16 protein-coding genes and 3 tRNA genes are annotated in these 15,914 nt (G+C 40.8%); 11 read left to right on the forward strand and 8 right to left on the reverse strand.

Translation table 11 applies throughout. The features are described 5' to 3' along the window. Window positions 1-23: 23 nt before the first annotated feature. The 3 genes from V5739_RS02940 (at window position 24) to V5739_RS02950 (ending at window position 2,572) form a co-directional block, all read left to right on the forward strand. Window positions 24-869 carry a transketolase gene (locus V5739_RS02940; protein WP_345599117.1) on the forward strand — a complete coding sequence of 282 codons (846 nt, stop codon included), beginning with the start codon at window positions 24-26 and terminating at the stop codon, window positions 867-869. An 18-nt stretch (window positions 870-887) separates the two neighbouring features. Continuing rightward, entirely contained in the window at window positions 888-1,841 is a 954-nt protein-coding gene (locus tag V5739_RS02945) for a transketolase family protein (protein WP_423819583.1), read from the forward strand. Window positions 1,842-1,963: 122 nt separating this feature from the next. Continuing rightward, window positions 1,964-2,572, forward strand: coding sequence for an outer membrane beta-barrel protein (locus V5739_RS02950; RefSeq protein ID WP_423819584.1), 609 nt, complete (start codon window positions 1,964-1,966; stop codon window positions 2,570-2,572). Between the two features lie 53 nt (window positions 2,573-2,625). On the opposite strand, the gene V5739_RS02955 is transcribed toward V5739_RS02950, so the two are convergent. Continuing rightward, on the reverse strand, window positions 2,626-3,531 hold the full coding sequence (locus V5739_RS02955) for an FKBP-type peptidyl-prolyl cis-trans isomerase (RefSeq protein ID WP_423819585.1): 906 nt from the start codon (window positions 3,529-3,531) through the stop codon (window positions 2,626-2,628). Between the two features lie 77 nt (window positions 3,532-3,608). On the opposite strand from V5739_RS02955, the gene V5739_RS02960 reads away from it, so the two are divergent. Next, a complete protein-coding gene (locus V5739_RS02960; protein ID WP_266069975.1) occupies window positions 3,609-3,989 on the forward strand; it encodes an RNA-binding S4 domain-containing protein in 381 nt (126 codons plus the stop codon). A 39-nt stretch (window positions 3,990-4,028) separates the two neighbouring features. Beyond that, complete coding sequence (locus tag V5739_RS02965; protein WP_266069974.1) at window positions 4,029-4,532, forward strand: phosphoribosyltransferase family protein; 504 nt, start codon at window positions 4,029-4,031, stop codon at window positions 4,530-4,532. Here V5739_RS02965 and V5739_RS02970 read toward each other — a convergent pair. Then, window positions 4,524-5,045: a shikimate kinase gene (locus tag V5739_RS02970; protein ID WP_423819586.1), complete on the reverse strand. Its 522-nt coding sequence runs from the start codon at window positions 5,043-5,045 to the stop codon at window positions 4,524-4,526. The genes V5739_RS02965 and V5739_RS02970 overlap by 9 nt on opposite strands. Before the next feature lie 132 nt (window positions 5,046-5,177). Here V5739_RS02970 and V5739_RS02975 point away from each other — a divergent pair. The 4 genes from V5739_RS02975 to V5739_RS02990 all read left to right on the forward strand — a co-directional run bounded on the left by V5739_RS02975 (window position 5,178) and on the right by V5739_RS02990 (window position 6,136). Then, a tRNA-Lys gene (locus tag V5739_RS02975) sits at window positions 5,178-5,250 on the forward strand. 24 nt (window positions 5,251-5,274) lie between these two features. Beyond that, window positions 5,275-5,347 (forward strand) — tRNA-Lys (locus V5739_RS02980). A 97-nt stretch (window positions 5,348-5,444) separates the two neighbouring features. Further along, window positions 5,445-5,528, forward strand: a tRNA-Leu gene (locus V5739_RS02985). Between the two features lie 185 nt (window positions 5,529-5,713). Continuing rightward, the gene (locus tag V5739_RS02990; RefSeq protein WP_345599121.1) at window positions 5,714-6,136 is read left to right on the forward strand and encodes a hypothetical protein; all 423 of its coding nucleotides are present in this window, start codon (window positions 5,714-5,716) and stop codon (window positions 6,134-6,136) included. A 200-nt stretch (window positions 6,137-6,336) separates the two neighbouring features. Here V5739_RS02990 and V5739_RS02995 read toward each other — a convergent pair whose 3' ends face one another. The 4 genes from V5739_RS02995 to V5739_RS03010 form a co-directional block, all read right to left on the reverse strand. Next, entirely contained in the window at window positions 6,337-8,604 is a 2,268-nt protein-coding gene (locus V5739_RS02995) for an aconitate hydratase (RefSeq protein ID WP_423819587.1), read from the reverse strand. Window positions 8,605-9,052: 448 nt separating this feature from the next. Next, window positions 9,053-10,006, reverse strand: coding sequence for an AAA family ATPase (locus V5739_RS03000; RefSeq protein WP_423820436.1), 954 nt, complete (start codon window positions 10,004-10,006; stop codon window positions 9,053-9,055). An 18-nt stretch (window positions 10,007-10,024) separates the two neighbouring features. Then, a complete protein-coding gene (locus tag V5739_RS03005) occupies window positions 10,025-11,461 on the reverse strand; it encodes a peptidylprolyl isomerase (RefSeq protein ID WP_423819588.1) in 1,437 nt (478 codons plus the stop codon). Beyond that, entirely contained in the window at window positions 11,436-12,296 is an 861-nt protein-coding gene (locus tag V5739_RS03010; RefSeq protein WP_423819589.1) for a peptidyl-prolyl cis-trans isomerase, read from the reverse strand. The genes V5739_RS03005 and V5739_RS03010 overlap by 26 nt, the downstream gene beginning before the upstream one ends. Window positions 12,297-12,440: 144 nt before the next feature. On the opposite strand from V5739_RS03010, the gene V5739_RS03015 reads away from it, so the two are divergent. Further along, window positions 12,441-12,686 carry a hypothetical protein gene (locus V5739_RS03015; protein ID WP_423819590.1) on the forward strand — a complete coding sequence of 82 codons (246 nt, stop codon included), beginning with the start codon at window positions 12,441-12,443 and terminating at the stop codon, window positions 12,684-12,686. A gap of 72 nt (window positions 12,687-12,758) precedes the next feature. After that, complete coding sequence (locus tag V5739_RS03020) at window positions 12,759-13,268, forward strand: OmpH family outer membrane protein (protein WP_423819591.1); 510 nt, start codon at window positions 12,759-12,761, stop codon at window positions 13,266-13,268. 162 nt (window positions 13,269-13,430) lie between these two features. On the opposite strand, the gene guaB is transcribed toward V5739_RS03020, so the two are convergent. Beyond that, on the reverse strand, window positions 13,431-14,903 hold the full coding sequence (gene guaB / locus V5739_RS03025; RefSeq protein ID WP_266069965.1) for an IMP dehydrogenase: 1,473 nt from the start codon (window positions 14,901-14,903) through the stop codon (window positions 13,431-13,433). A gap of 126 nt (window positions 14,904-15,029) precedes the next feature. Next, complete coding sequence (locus V5739_RS03030; protein ID WP_423819592.1) at window positions 15,030-15,893, reverse strand: hydroxymethylglutaryl-CoA lyase; 864 nt, start codon at window positions 15,891-15,893, stop codon at window positions 15,030-15,032. Window positions 15,894-15,914 lie beyond the last annotated feature (21 nt).

Raw genomic sequence — 15,914 nt, forward strand, 5'->3', positions numbered from 1 at the left:
GCAGAACATTTAATAAAAACCAGATGTCAGACACACAACAACTACAAGATTTTGTCACCCAGGTGAGAAGGGACATTGTAAGGCAGGTTCACAAGGTAAATTCGGGACACCCCGGAGGCTCTTTGGGTTGCGCCGAATTTTTAAGCGTCCTTTATCAGGAAGTAATGCACCGCAAAGAAGGATTTGATATGGACGGAATTGATGAAGACCTGTTCTTCCTTTCCAACGGCCATATCTCCCCGGTGTTCTACAGTGTTCTTGCCCGTAGCGGATATTTTCCTGTGGAAGAACTCAACACCTTTAGATTAATTGATTCCCGTCTTCAGGGGCACCCCACAACCCACGAAGGCCTGCCAGGGGTAAGAATAGCTTCTGGCTCATTAGGCCAGGGACTTTCTGTAGCATTAGGCGCAGCAAACGCAAAAAAACTGAATGGCGATTCACACCTTGTTTACTCCCTTCATGGTGATGGCGAGTTACAGGAAGGCCAAAACTGGGAAGCAATCATGTATGCGGCTGCAAAAAAAGTTGATAATTTAATCTCTACTATAGATCGCAATTATCAGCAAATAGATGGTTGTACAGATGATGTTTTGCCTATGGGGAACCTTGTCGAAAAATTTAAAGCTTTTGGCTGGGAAGTGCTGGAGATTGAAAAAGGAAATGACATCGACCAAATACGCGAAGGCCTTAATAAAGCTAAAAGCCTTACCGGGAAAGGTAAACCCGTCGCAATTATGCTGAATACCGAAATGGGTCACGGCGTAGATTTCATGATGGGAAGCCACAAGTGGCACGGAGTTGCTCCAAATGATGAGCAACTGGAGAAAGCCCTTGCTCAAAACCCTGAAACTTTAGGAGACTACTAACCCACCAGACTAGAAAAAATGAAGAAATATACAGATACAGGTAAAAACGATACGCGCTCTGGTTTTGGAGCCGGACTCACCGAACTTGGCAGAACCAATCCTAATGTGGTTGCTCTTTGTGCAGATTTGGTTGGCTCTTTAAAAATGCAGGATTTCATCGATGAGAATCCTGAAAGATTTTTCCAGGTTGGTATTGCTGAAGCTAACATGATGGGCATCGCTGCCGGATTGACCATAGGCGGAAAAATTCCTTTTACAGGAACCTTTGCCAACTTCTCAACCGGAAGGGTCTATGACCAGATAAGACAATCAATAGCCTATTCAGGAAAGAATGTGAAAATTTGCGCCTCTCACGCAGGCCTTACTCTTGGTGAAGATGGTGCGACTCACCAGATCCTTGAGGACATAGGACTCATGAAAATGTTGCCGGGAATGACTGTAATCAATCCTTGTGATTACAACCAGACAAAAGCAGCTACCATTGCTATTGCAGAACATGAAGGACCTGTCTACTTACGCTTTGGGCGTCCAAAAGTGGCAAATTTCACTCCTGCAGATCAAAAATTTGAAATAGGAAAAGCTATTTTACTGAACGAAGGAAAAGATGTGACTATCATCGCAACAGGCCACCTGGTTTGGGAAGCGCTACAAGCCGCTGAACAACTTGAAGAGAAAGGAATTTCAGCTGAAGTGATAAACATACACACGATCAAACCTTTAGATGAAGCTGCAATTTTAGCTTCCGTAGGAAAAACCGGCTGCGTAGTCACTGCCGAAGAACACAATATTCTTGGAGGGCTTGGGGAAAGTGTTGCCCGTACGCTGACACATAATCACCCTGCCCCGCAGGAATTCGTTGCTACCATGGATACCTTTGGTGAAAGTGGTACACCCGAGCAACTTATGGAAAAGTATGGATTAAATGCTGCTGCTATTGCAAAGGCTTCAGAGAAAGTCATCAAAAGGAAATAATTTTTTTCAGCTTCAAACTATTCCAAAGCCTCTCAAAAATGACATTTTTGAGAGGCTTTATTTTTGAGCAAATAAAAATATTTATATTCTGTTTTATACTTAACTTCTAAAACAAAGCTTGTATGAAAAAGTACTTTTTTATTTTAATGTTTGTAACAACCTCCACAGCAATAGCACAAAGTGGATTTGGAGTAAAAGGCGGTATAAATTATGCCGATAATGGAGAACTCACCTATAACGACTTTTCTAATGCCGGTGAAGATGTACTGGAAGGTGGAGAGAGCAAAATGGGATATCATTTTGGCGTTTTCTACCAGGCAAACCTCCTTGGCTTCTTCTTAAGGCCCGAACTGGTCTACACCACCACGAAAAGCACCTATCAATTCAATCAACAGGAAGCAGAATACAATGTTTCTAAAATAGATCTCCCCATTTTAGTGGGTACCAAAATCTTTGGCCCTGTCCAGGTCTTTGCAGGCCCCAGCCTTCAATACATGGTAGATAACGATTTTGAGGGTTTTGACCTGGGAGACGTCAAAGAGGAATTCACCATTGGTGCACAGCTAGGTGCAGGAGTTCAATTAGGCAAAATAGGAGTTGATGTGAGATACGAAAGAGCACTAAAAGAGAATGAAGCAGAATTCATGCAACTTGACGGCAGTAGGAATGGTCCGCAGAGGGTAGACACGAGGCCCAGCCAGATCATTTTTGGCCTTTCCTTAAGCCTGTAAAAGAACTAAGTTATAAGCATCAAAAAAGCCCCTTTTCGGGGCTTTTTTTTTGTTTAGTTATTTGGATCCAGATAATCTGGTGTTCCATCGTTATCTGAATCGGGATAAGGAAAAATAATATTTCCGTTTTCATCAGAAATTTCTTCGCGGGTAGGAATAAAATCGCCATCATCATCTGCATCAGCGTAATTCGGCACTAAATCTCCGTCGGTATCATCATTAATTAACAGCTGATCTTCATTAAGATCTTCCCTCCATGACGGAATTCCGTCACGGTCATGATCTGCCTCATTTACTCCGTATAAATTAAAGGCAAAAACAAGCGGACTGTAAGATGGAATAGTTCCTCTAAAAGCGTTGAAATAAGCAAGGCCAGAAGGCAGGAATACAGCACCTATCCCATAATCGTTGTTCCATTCTATAGTATTGTCTTCCTGTACTTCAAAACCAGAAGCACCACGAAATCCCGTAATTCCAAGGCCAAAGCCGGGTATGGTTTGCACAAGATCAAACCACACAGGATTTTGTGAAGAATCAAAAGTGCTGCGGTTCAAAAGAGTACCTTTATAGGAAACAAAAACCGAGTCGCTAAATTTTGGTTGCGGCATCTCGCTTGCTCCTTCGCGAACCTTTAAAACATAGTACGTATAATTTACCCCTTCATAGTTAAAGTTCTTTGTCTCGAGCAACGGCGACTCACTGAGTGGTGTTTTACCGGCATTATCTGCGTTAATGGTATCAATTTCAATTTTGTAGTCGAAACCTTCGGGAGCAGCTTCGAATTCTTCATAGTTATAGAAGTGAGTATCCAGGTAGGCATCCAGTGCAGCCTGGTCTGCCAACTCCTGTTCTCCCCTATCTCTTGGAGGAACAACTTCGGGACTGTCATCATCCTTATCACATGACATTAAAGAGATACCGGCAAGCACATATAAAAACAAAAATTTATTCAGTTTCATCAATAGGTAATTTAGGGCCGCAAGATACAATATTCTTGTATTTTTGCTGAAGATAGAAGGAATTTTACAGCACAAAGATGAGAGTAGACAAATTTTTATGGTGCGTGAGGTATTTTAAAACCCGAAGTGTAGCAACCGAAGCGTGTAAACAGGGAAAGGTACGAATGAACGAGGCTATTGTTAAACCTTCCAGAGAAGTTTTCGCGACAGATCAAATTCAGGTGAGGAAAAACCAAATTAATTACCAGATAGAAGTCCTGGATATTCCCAAAAGCCGGGTGGGTGCCAAGTTAGTCAACCTCTACATCAATGATATCACTCCGCAGGAAGAACTCGAAAAAAGAGAACTGCTTAAATATTCTCAGGACTACTACCGAAAAAAGGGTACCGGACGACCTACCAAGAAAGATAGAAGGGAGCTGGATGACTGGTTTGATCCTGAAGATAACGATGATTAATTAACTTTACCTTACAATTAGTATCTAAAAAAACATCCCATGGAGAAAAATTCTGTTTTGATTCTCAACAATGAGCAGATCAACCATAAAATAAGAAGGATCGCTTACCAGATATATGAAAACAACCTTGAAGAAGACCAGATCATCCTGGCGGGGATAGCCAAGAGTGGCTTTCAGCTTGCGCAAAAGCTGCAGGCAGTACTACAGGAAATTTCTGATCTTGAAGTACTGCTCTGTGAGGTAAAAGTGAATAAAAAGAATCCGCTGCAGGCTGTCACCAGTAGTTTGTCACCTCAGGATTATGAAAATAAAGCCCTTGTATTAATAGATGACGTTTTAAACTCGGGCACCACTTTGATCTACGGAATAAGACACTTCCTGGATGTTCCGCTTAAACGTTTCAAAACTGCAGTTCTGGTTGACAGGAGCCATAAAAAATATCCGGTTAAGGCCGATTTTAAAGGCATCTCTCTCTCAACTTCCATTCATGAAACAGTAAAAGTACATTTTAAGCCGGGAGAAGATAAAGTGGAACTAGTCTAGGCTTTTCACAACCGTATGCACTACCTCCTCTACAGATTTACCATCTGTTAAAACCGTAAGGTCACTCTGATTGTAGTAGAAGGTGCGCTCAAATAAATGCTTTCGGATATAATCCCCAAGAACTTCAGGAGTTTTAAGGTCTTGTATTAATGGCCGGCTATCCTTTTCAACTATTAGCCTTTCCTTCAACTGAAGCAGACCTGTTTTGAGATATATCGAGGTAACAGACGCCGTATCTTTGATCAATTGCATATTTTTCCCGTAACAGGGGGTACCTCCTCCCAGGGAAAGAACATAACTCTCCTCCCTCTCCAGAAGCTTTTTAAGCACCTCTGTTTCCTTTCTGCGAAAATAAATCTCTCCATTGGTCGAAAAAATTTCAGGAATAGTTTTATTTTCTTCTGCACATATTTCGGCATCCAGATCCAGGAATTTAACAGATAAATGAGTAGCAAGGGCCTTCCCAACAGAACTTTTACCAGAACCCATGTAGCCTATGAGAATAATTTTCATGCTTAATTATATGATTTATAAGGAGTTTAATCTCTACTTTAAAATGATCTTCAAATTTATGTCAATTTCTTCTTGAAAAATAAATTAATGTGGGTATATTTGCACCCGCATTGGCAAAAATGCAAGTAACAAGATCTGGTAGCTCAGTTGGTAGAGCATCTCCCTTTTAAGGAGAGGGTCCTGGGTTCGAGCCCCAGCCAGATCACAAAACAAAGTTCTTATAAATATTGACCTGGTAGCTCAGTTGGTAGAGCATCTCCCTTTTAAGGAGAGGGTCCTGGGTTCGAGTCCCAGCCAGGTCACTTCTTTCTTCAAGAAATTAGTGTAAAACCCAAAAAGGGAAAACCATTGATTTTCTTCACACGGAGAATAAATTACGTTAAAGAAATCTTAAAGAAAGCCCAGGTGCTGGAACTGGTAGACAGGCATGGTTGAGGGCCATGTGTTCATTAGAGCGTGCGGGTTCGAGTCCCGCTCTGGGCACTTTTCAAAAAAATTACACTTTCTTCTCCTACTCCAATTCATTTTATTTCAACTCCTTAGGATTTTCACTTTTCTTACAACACTTCGTACAAAAAAACCTAAAATTCTGTTAATCACATTTTTAGCATCTTCTTGAGACAAAATAAATGCTACATTTATTTTAGTAATTTTTCATTTACCAGAAGATGCAATTCCAGTTATACTCTCAGCTTTTAAAATTAGATCTCTCCAACGACGATCTACTTCAAATGTATTATGTCCTTTACTACGACTTAAAACAGGAAGATAAAGACATGGCTGAGAATATTGCCAAACTTATAGAAATAAGGGAAAAGGCGAAAATTGAACTGCGGAAACTGCTTTTTAACATTAAAAATTCTATACAGGCTTCTGCAGTTGGAACTGCAGTCTTAAGTTTCTTACCGGTTTTTCTTAAGCTGGATTATTTGGCTCGCAACACCTTTAACAATTTAAATTTGAAGGTTTGCTATGAAAAAGAGAAAAAAAACATTAAATTGTATTACCAAACACTTTATAATCAGGATATTCCATCTTCCACGCTTGATGTTCTTTTTAAACACAAGAGTAAATTGGAATCCCTGCCATAAATAGATGAGAACAAATAGTAATTTTTACTGGGGGGCAAAAATTACTTGATAAAAAACTCCGGAAATAAACCTCCGGAGTTCTCATCTACTTTCTCGGAAAAAGCAATTCTAAACAGAATTGCTTTTTCTGTTTTTGGTTTAAACCTAAACAAAAAACTCCCGCTAGTGCGGGAGTTTTATATATATTAAAAGCTTTTTTTCTAAGCAGCGTTCTGCTTTTTTATAAGGTTAAGCGCAGAACCTTCCTTGTACCACTCAATTTGAGGTAGGTTGTAGGTGTGATTTGCCTTAATAGTATCCTTAGAGCCATCTGCATGCACAACTTCTATTGTAAGCTGCTTATCTGGCGCAAAACTTTCAAGATCGATAAAGTTGAAAGTGTCATCTTCCTGGATAAGATCATAATCACTTTCATTTGCAAAAGTAATCCCTAACATACCCTGCTTTTTCAAATTCGTCTCGTGAATTCGGGCAAAAGATTTCACCAACACCACCTTAACTCCAAGATGTCTTGGCTCCATAGCAGCATGTTCTCTGGAAGAACCTTCCCCGTAATTATGATCTCCCACTACCACTGTAGGTATTCCCGCAGCTTTATACTTTCGTTGGGTTGCAGGTACCCCATCATATTCACCGGTAATCTGGTTCTTTACGAAGTTGGTTTTCATATTGAAAGCGTTTACAGCACCAATTAGACAGTTGTTTGATATATTGTCCAGGTGACCCCTAAAACGCAACCAAGGTCCCGCCATAGAGATATGGTCTGTAGTACACTTTCCGTGAGCTTTAATAAGAAGTTTTGCTCCAGTTAAATTTTTACCGTCCCAAGGCTGGAATGGATCAAGTAACTGTAACCTTTCAGAGTTAGGATTAACTTTAACCTCTACACTCGAACCATCTTCGGTAGGAGCAAGATATCCAGGATCTTCAACATCAAAACCTTTTGGAGGCAATTCAAGACCTGTTGGCTCATCAAGTTTCACATATTCCCCATCTTCATTAAGAAGTGTATCTCTGGAAGGATCAAAATCCAATCTTCCGGAAATTGCGATTGCAGCCACCATTTCAGGTGATCCTACAAAAGCGTGGGTATTAGGGTTACCATCTGCCCTTTTTGAGAAGTTTCGGTTAAACGAATGTACAATAGTATTTTTCTCTTCACCTTTACGGTCACTTCTATCCCACTGCCCAATACATGGCCCACAGGCATTAGTAAATATAGTGGCATCAAGATCTTCAAATATTTGTAACAAACCATCTCTTTCGGCAGTAAAACGAATCTGTTCAGATCCGGGGTTAATACCAAAATCAGACTTAGCTTTTATTTTCTTATCTACTGCTTGTTTTGCGATAGAAGCAGCACGGGTAAGATCTTCATAAGAAGAGTTGGTACATGATCCTATCAAGCCCCAGTCTACATTAATTGGCCAGTCATGTTCTTTGGCTTTTTCAGCCATTTCTGAAATTGGCGTAGCAAGATCTGGTGTGAAAGGCCCGTTTAAATGAGGCTTAAGTTCAGAAAGATTGATCTCAATCACTTCATCAAAATACTGCTCTGGGTTAGCGTAAACTTCAGGATCACCGGTAAGGTGTTCTTTCACTTCATTGGCAGCATCTGCAACATCGGCACGATTTGTCGCACGAAGGTACCTCGCCATAGATTCATCATAGCCAAAGGTAGAAGTAGTTGCTCCAACCTCTGCTCCCATGTTACAAATAGTTCCTTTTCCGGTAGCCGACATTGACTCGGCACCTTCACCAAAATACTCGATGATCGCTCCAGTACCACCTTTCACAGTAAGTATGCCAGCTACTTTTAAGATCACATCTTTTGATGAAGTCCATCCGGAAAGCTTACCTGTAAGCTTAACTCCAATTAGCTTTGGAAATTTTAGTTCCCATGCCATTCCTGCCATAACATCTACAGCATCTGCACCACCAACACCTATAGCAACCATTCCAAGACCACCGGCATTCACCGTATGAGAATCGGTACCAATCATCATTCCTCCAGGGAAGGCATAATTCTCCAGTACTACCTGGTGAATAATTCCCGCTCCCGGTTTCCAGAATCCAATCCCATATTTATTTGAAACAGATTCAAGAAAGTCAAAAACCTCATCACTGGATTTCTTTGCGCTTGGTAAATCAAACTGCGCCCCAAGTTTTGCCTGGATCAGGTGATCACAGTGTACTGTAGTAGGAACGGCCACGTTCTTTTTCCCAGCCTGCATAAATTGCAGCAAAGCCATTTGAGCAGTTGCATCCTGGCAGGCAATCCTGTCTGGCGCAAACTCTACATAATCTTTACCTCGGGTAAATTTTTGAGTCGGTTTTCCATCCCACAAGTGAGAATAAAGGATCTTTTCTGAAAGGGTTAAAGGTTTACCAACAGCCTCACGTGCGGCATTAACGCGCTCGCCCATCTGGCTGTAAACCTTCTTGATCATATCAATATCGTATGCCATATCTTGAATTTATTAATATTCTGAAGTGTTGCAAAATTACAAATTCCTGCCCGATTTAAAAAATTATAACCAAACCTGAAAATTACCTGAAGATAATTTAGCAGTTCATGAAAAAACTATATATAAAAATAAGCTAATGCTATAAAATTAGCATAAAAACAAGAATATGGTAAATATGAAGCTTTATTTTATCCTTTCTGAAAAATAAGCACCCTCTATCAGGTCAATTTTTCAGCAAAAACAAGTGTACAACAACACTTTTTAACAACAAGAGAGACAGTCTTTTGAAGCTGCTCCTGAATCGCATAGATGGAAGATAAATAGTATCAGCAAACAGTACTCCTGAAGATAACAGGGAGAAGAACCAATTAACTGGAAATAATTTGTGCACTATACTTCGGAAGTAAACAGTAATGCACACGAAGAAGTTATATCAGTTCTAAAAACTTTAGAGCAGACTCTTGATAATATGCTCTTCCGAAATTCCTTCGGCTTCAGCTTTGTAATTTTTAATCACCCTATGCCTAAGAATTCCAAAGGCCACTGCCTGCACATCTTCAATATCGGGTGAAAATTTTCCTCTTACCGCTGCATTAGCTTTGGCTCCTAAAATGAGGTTTTGAGAAGCTCTTGGTCCGGCGCCCCAATCTACATATTCCTTTACAAGAGAGGTAGCTCTATTTCCTTCGGGACGGGTTTTCCCCACAAGGTCTACCGCATATTCCACAACATTATCGGCCACGGGTATGCGTCGAATCAAATGCTGAAAATTGACAATTTCAGGAGCGGTAAATAGAGGATTTATATCCTTTACCTCATCTGATGTAGTATTCTTCACTACCTCGATTTCCTCTTCAAAGGAGGGATATTCCAGTTTGATGGCGAACATAAACCGGTCAAGCTGCGCCTCGGGTAATGGATAGGTACCCTCCTGCTCAATAGGATTTTGAGTTGCGAGCACAAAATAGGGCAGGTCTAACTTATAATGTTGACCGGCCACGGTTACCGATCGCTCCTGCATGGCTTCCAGTAAGGCTGCCTGGGTTTTAGGCGGAGTTCTGTTAATCTCATCAGCAAGAATGATATTGCCAAAAACAGGACCTTTTATAAATTTAAAATGCCGGTTCTCATCTAATATCTCCGAGCCCAGAATATCACTCGGCATAAGATCTGGAGTAAACTGAATTCTTTTAAAATTAAGCCCAAGGGCCTGGGCTATGGTATCAACCATCAGGGTCTTGGCAAGGCCTGGAACTCCAATAAGCAGGGAATGCCCTCCCGAAAAAACAGATAAAAGGATCTGGTCTATTACTTGTTGCTGGCCAACAATTCTTTTGGCGATTTCCTGCCTTAATTGCTGATGCCGTTTAACCAGATTTTCTACCGCTTCTACATCTGTCATACCTGCCAAAAATGTCATTTATTTCTTAAGCCAGTTGCTGGAATATTCGCAATCTCGATACTCTCCATTTACCTTAACATACGTCTCCTTGATCTTTTCTGCCTGCCATTTTTCAATAGCTTCAAGCTGCTTATCCCTAAGTGCAAGTTCTTTGATCTTGTTAAAGTCCTGGGCATAGTCTGCCTTATGTTCTTTGTACCTGTTAGTAACAGTGATTAATTTATAAAAAGGTCTTCCGGTATTGTCTTGATCTGTGATAATGTTCGAAACCTCTCCCTTCTCAAGATTGACAACCTGCTCGTATAGCAACGGATCAATTTTGGCAAGTTCAAACCTAGTATCACCAGTGGTAGGATTTACTAACTTTCCTCCGCTTTCACGAGTTTCTTTTTCATCTGAAACTTCTTTAGCAGCATCGGCAAAAGAAATTTCCTCATTACTGATCCTTTCTCTTACATTTTCGATTTCGTCAAAAGCTTTTTGCTTGGTCTCTTCGGTAACATCAGGAATTAAAAGGATGTGACGCACATCTACCTGCTGCCCACGAATTTTATCGACCATAAGAATGTGATAACCAAATTCAGTCTTAAAGGGTTTGCTCACCTCCCCTTCCTGAAGGGAAAATGCAGCATCTTTAAATTCTTTTACAAAAGGATCCTGACGGGTAAGCGTAATTTTTCCTCCCGAAGACCTCGAACCTGGATCCTGAGAATACAAAACCGCTTTTGTAGCAAAGCTGGCTCCATTCTCCAGTACATCTGCACGCATTTCATTCAGTCGTGCTATAATTTCATCTTTTTCTTCCTGCGGAATTTCCGGCTTCACTACAATCTGTGCAATTTCAACCTCATCCCCAAATACAGGACGCTCGTCTTCGGGAATCTCTGTAAAGAATGCCCTCACCTCTTCAGGAGTGATCTCTACGGCATCAACAATTTTCCGCTGCATTTCAGAAGCAAGCCTGTTCTGCTTGTTAATTTCAAAAAGTTCAGCTCTAAAATCAGCTTCACTATCCTTTTTATAGAACTCGAGTACTTTTTCAAGAGAACCTACCTGTTGGGTCATATAAGCCAATTGCTGATCAATATTGGCATTGATCTCGGCATCAGAAACTATGATACTGTCCTGTATGGCGTGGTGAGCGTAAAGCTTGTTCTCCATTAACCTACCTGCAAGGTTACAGTTGGTCACATCTTTAGTAGAAACGCCCTGGCTTTGAAGCTCAAGGTACATCTTATCAATATCACTTTCAAGCACAACAAAATCACCAATTACTGCTGCTACTCCATCTACCTTAAAACGGCCACTCCTGTCCTGTATTTTTTGCTGAATTTCCGATTCAATACCAATTGCGGTACTGTCGGTAACTATTACTTCCTGCGCATGAACATTGCTCCCGCCCACGATAAGGGATAATAGGCCCAGTGATTTAATTATAGATCTCAAATTCGTCATTTTTAATAGCATCTTGTGTAATATCTTTTTCTAATTTTTTAATGAGATCCAGCTTTCTTTTATTCAGCAGGATCTGCTTTATACCCGGTAAGGAATACTCCAGGGGCGCCTGTTCATTGCGCAGCTTAACATCCTCAACAGAGACCAAATATACTCCTAATGAGTCTTCAAGCTGCATAAAATTTTTGTTTTTTAAGAATTCAGGATTGTCCTGAGGCGTTAAAGGCCGAATTTTATCGTAAACCTCTTTTGTTTTAACCCAAACAGAATCATTGAGTGAATATGAATTGAACTGAATGGCCATATCCAGCAATGCCTGCCTGTCTTCCTGGCTAAACCTGATAAACCGTTTTTTTATAGTTTCAAAGTCCTTGTTGTTCTTGGTAATATTGATATACCTCACCTTCACAAGGTTCTCATTAAGAAAAAAATTCTCTCCATTTTCTTCGTAATAAGCTTCGGCTGCCTCTCTTGAAATACTGGTGTCGAGTTCCCGGCTCACGATAGCATCGGTATAGGCTTTAGCATAAAGTTCGTTCTTGTAGTTCTGCACCAGGCGATCAAATTCTGCCTGCTGTTCACTACTCAAATTAACCCGCGCCCTGTCAAGCAGCAATTTTTGAGTGGCCCATCGGGTAATGAAGTTATTTACCAAAAGTGTACTGTCTTCAGGAGAAGTGTTGGCCGAAATTAAAGTGGCTACATCATCCCTGTACAGATATGCATCATTTACGCGTGCAATAACTTCTTTCTCTTCGGGTTCATTGAGCAGGTTGCAGCTTCCGGTTAAAAAGCCCAAAAACAGTAAGAAGAAAAGTCTTTTTTTGACAGTCAAATTAGTCTTAAATATTATGAGTTCGCAAAAATACGAATTCCAAACAGTATACCAACCTGCAGATAAAACGAAAGAATTTCACAAAAATTTTACTTTTGGCCTGGCTTTCGCTATGCTAAAGTCAAAGAAGCCAAATTTCATCACATGTCTAAAGAACGCAAACTAAAACTTATCTGGGATTTTCGTGGCCCTGATTCCGAAATTACCGCCAAACATCACGCTCATCACTTACAGGAATTCTTTAATACCAACGCTTTATCAATAAATATTTTGGGTAGCGAAAAATTATCTGAAACCCATGCCATTGCTTTTTTGGTAGTGACTAACGATGAAATGCCGGCGGTTCGTGACGCTCTAAAACCTCATCGTGGACAGCTTTATGAAGATTAGTAAAAAAATATTTTCTTAAAATCTTCATAAATGCCTCTGCTCCTTTATATTTGCGAAAATCAAAACAGAATCATGAAAAAATATCTTTTAGTTTTAAGCTTTACCTTCCTAAGTCTAACAGCCTTTGCACAGTCAAAAATAGGAACCATAGATGCCGATTATATCCTGAACCAATTGCCTGAAATGACCCAGGTCAACGAAGGACTCAAAACCTATAATGAAGATCTTCAAAAAGAACTTGAATCAAACGTTACTAAGTACGAAACCCTGGTAAAAGACTATCAGGCAAACAGCACAACCTTTTCTGAAGAAGACAGAAAAACAAAAGAATCAGAGATCATGGGTCTTGAAAATGACATTAAAGGTTTTCGTCAAAAAGCCAGCCTAATGATGCAGATGAAGAGAAATGAACTTACCAAGGCACTTTATGAGAAGATCAATGCTGCCATGCTACAGGTGATCCAGGAAGAGAATTACACACAGATCTTCCATGCCGGCGGAAATAGCCTGGCCTATTCTGCTGAAGAATTTGATATTACCATGAAAGTTCTTGATAAATTAGGAATTACCGTGAAGCAATAAATTTAGGAGTCAGTGGTTAAAAGTGCTGCAATGACTGAAGGTCAATCACTATAATCATTGACACAGCTAAAAAAAAGGAGGGTCTCAAAAATGGCATTTTTGAGACCCTCCTTTTTTTGGGCTTTGCTATCTACTCTTATCTACAAACTCCTGAACTATGAACTATCTGCTGTAGTTAGGTGATTCTTTTGTGATGGTCACATTATGTGGATGGCTTTCGTTTATTCCTGAAGCTGTTATCTTCACAAACTTAGCCGATTCCTGCAGGGCAGCAACATCTTTTGCCCCGCAATATCCCATTCCGGCACGCAGGCCTCCTATAAACTGGTGGATACTTTCATAAAGATCCCCTTTGTAAGGCACCCTTCCTACTATACCTTCGGGCACCAGCTTTTTGATATCATCTTCCACATCCTGAAAATATCGATCTTTAGAGCCTTGTTTCATAGCTTCTACAGATCCCATTCCGCGATAAGACTTGAATTTTCTTCCTTCGTAGATTATAGTTTCTCCCGGCGATTCTTTTGTACCTGCCAAAAGTGAGCCCAGCATCACGCAATCGGCTCCGGCAGCAATAGCTTTTGGAATATCTCCTGTATAGCGAATTCCTCCATCAGCAATTACAGGAACGCCGCTGCCTTTTATGGCTGCTGCAACTTCCAGTACGGCCGAGAATTGTGGAAAACCTACCCCGGCAACCACTCTTGTAGTACATATTGATCCTGGACCAATTCCTACTTTTACAGCATCGGCTCCGGCTTCTACAAGATATTTGGCAGCCTCGGCAGTAGCAATATTTCCAACTACTACTTCCAGGTCGGGGAACTTCCTTTTCACCTCCTTAAGTACTGTCACCACTCCTTTAGTGTGTCCGTGAGCCGTATCTATAACAATGGCATCCACTCCTGCTTTCACCAAAGCTTCGGCTCTTTCAACTGCATCACCTGTAACGCCAATGGCAGCGGCTACGCGAAGCCTTCCGAAGGAATCTTTATTGGCAATAGGTTTTTGGGTAAGCTTTGTAATATCCCTGAAGGTGATAAGGCCAACAAGTTTATCTTCAGAATTAACAACTGGCAGTTTTTCAATCTTGTTTTGCTGCAGTATCACTTCGGCATCTTCAAGGGAAGTACCTTCGGCTACTGTAACCAAATTCTCAGAAGTCATTACTTCCGAAATTGGCCTGTTGTTATTTTTTTCAAACCGCAAATCGCGATTTGTCACTATTCCAAGTAATTTTCCATCTTCATCAACAATGGGAATGCCGCCAATGCTATGCTCACGCATATTTTCTTTAGCGTCTTTCACCTTTGCTGTAATTGGGAGAGTGATAGGATCAATGATCATCCCACTTTCTGCCCTCTTCACTTTTCGCACCTTGAGCGCCTGCTCTTCGGCGGTCATGTTTTTGTGCAAAACACCAATTCCTCCTTCACGTGCAATGGCAATAGCCATACGTGATTCGGTCACAGTATCCATAGCTGCGGAAACAATAGGCACATTGAGGCCAATGTTGCGGGTAAACTTAGATTGAATATTAACTTCGCGGGGAAGGATTTCTGAAAAGGCAGGGACTAAGAGTACGTCATCGTAAGTGAGTCCTTCGCCCAGGATCCTGGAGGTGTGTGCGATCATGGCAATTAAGATTTAATTGCGTGCAAATATACATTCTTTTAACCACAAATTAACCGAACTGAAAATTAATTATTTAGAAGCCCCAAAACTGAAGTGCCAAAAATGCCATTTTTGGAACCTATTTTTTCAATGATAAGCAGAAAATATTTTGGTGGCTTCATTATGAGAGGATTCAAAGCTCATCATCCTAACATTTGTGTCATCTTTTTTAGACGTAAAATATGATAATAATTTTTCAGTAGGCATGTTTCCTGTAAGCTCGTCTTTTGCCATTGGGCAGCCACCAAATCCCTGTATCGCACCATCAAATCTTTTGCAACCCGATTTATAAGCCGCATCTACCTTCTCAAACCATTTTGCGGGAGTGGTATGAAGGTGTGCCCCAAATTCTATTTTTGGATACTTCGGAATTAAATTTGAATACAGATAAGTAATAATATCGGGGGTGGAACTACCAATAGTGTCTGAGAGCGAGAGGATCTTTACACCCATTCCGGAGAGTTTTTCTGTCCACTCCCCCACAATCTCCACATCCCACGGATCTCCGTAAGGGTTTCCAAAACCCATAGACAGGTATGCCACCACTTCTTTACCCGAAGCATCGGCGATATTGAGGATTTCCTGCAGGGTTTCAACAGATTCGGCTATGGTCTTATGGGTATTTCGCATCTGGAAGTTTTCAGAAATCGAAAAAGGATAGCCTAAATAGTCTATTTCAGGATGTTGGGCAGCATCCTGGGCGCCCCGCGTATTCGCAACGATGGCCAGCAGCTTACTTTGTGTTCTCGAAAGATCGAGTTTAGATAAAACTTCAGCAGTATCGGCCATTTGAGGAATCGCTTTTGGAGAAACAAAACTTCCGAAGTCAATAGTGTCGAATCCGCAACGCAACAAAGACTGAATGTACTGAACTTTTTTTTCTGTAGGAATGAACTGCTTTATTCCCTGCATGGCGTCTCGCGGACATTCAATAATTTTTAATTTCCCCATGAGTCAAATATAGAATTTAGT

This window comes from Salinimicrobium sp. TIG7-5_MAKvit (assembly GCF_049569215.1).
GTDB classification, from domain to species: domain Bacteria; phylum Bacteroidota; class Bacteroidia; order Flavobacteriales; family Flavobacteriaceae; genus Salinimicrobium; species Salinimicrobium profundisediminis.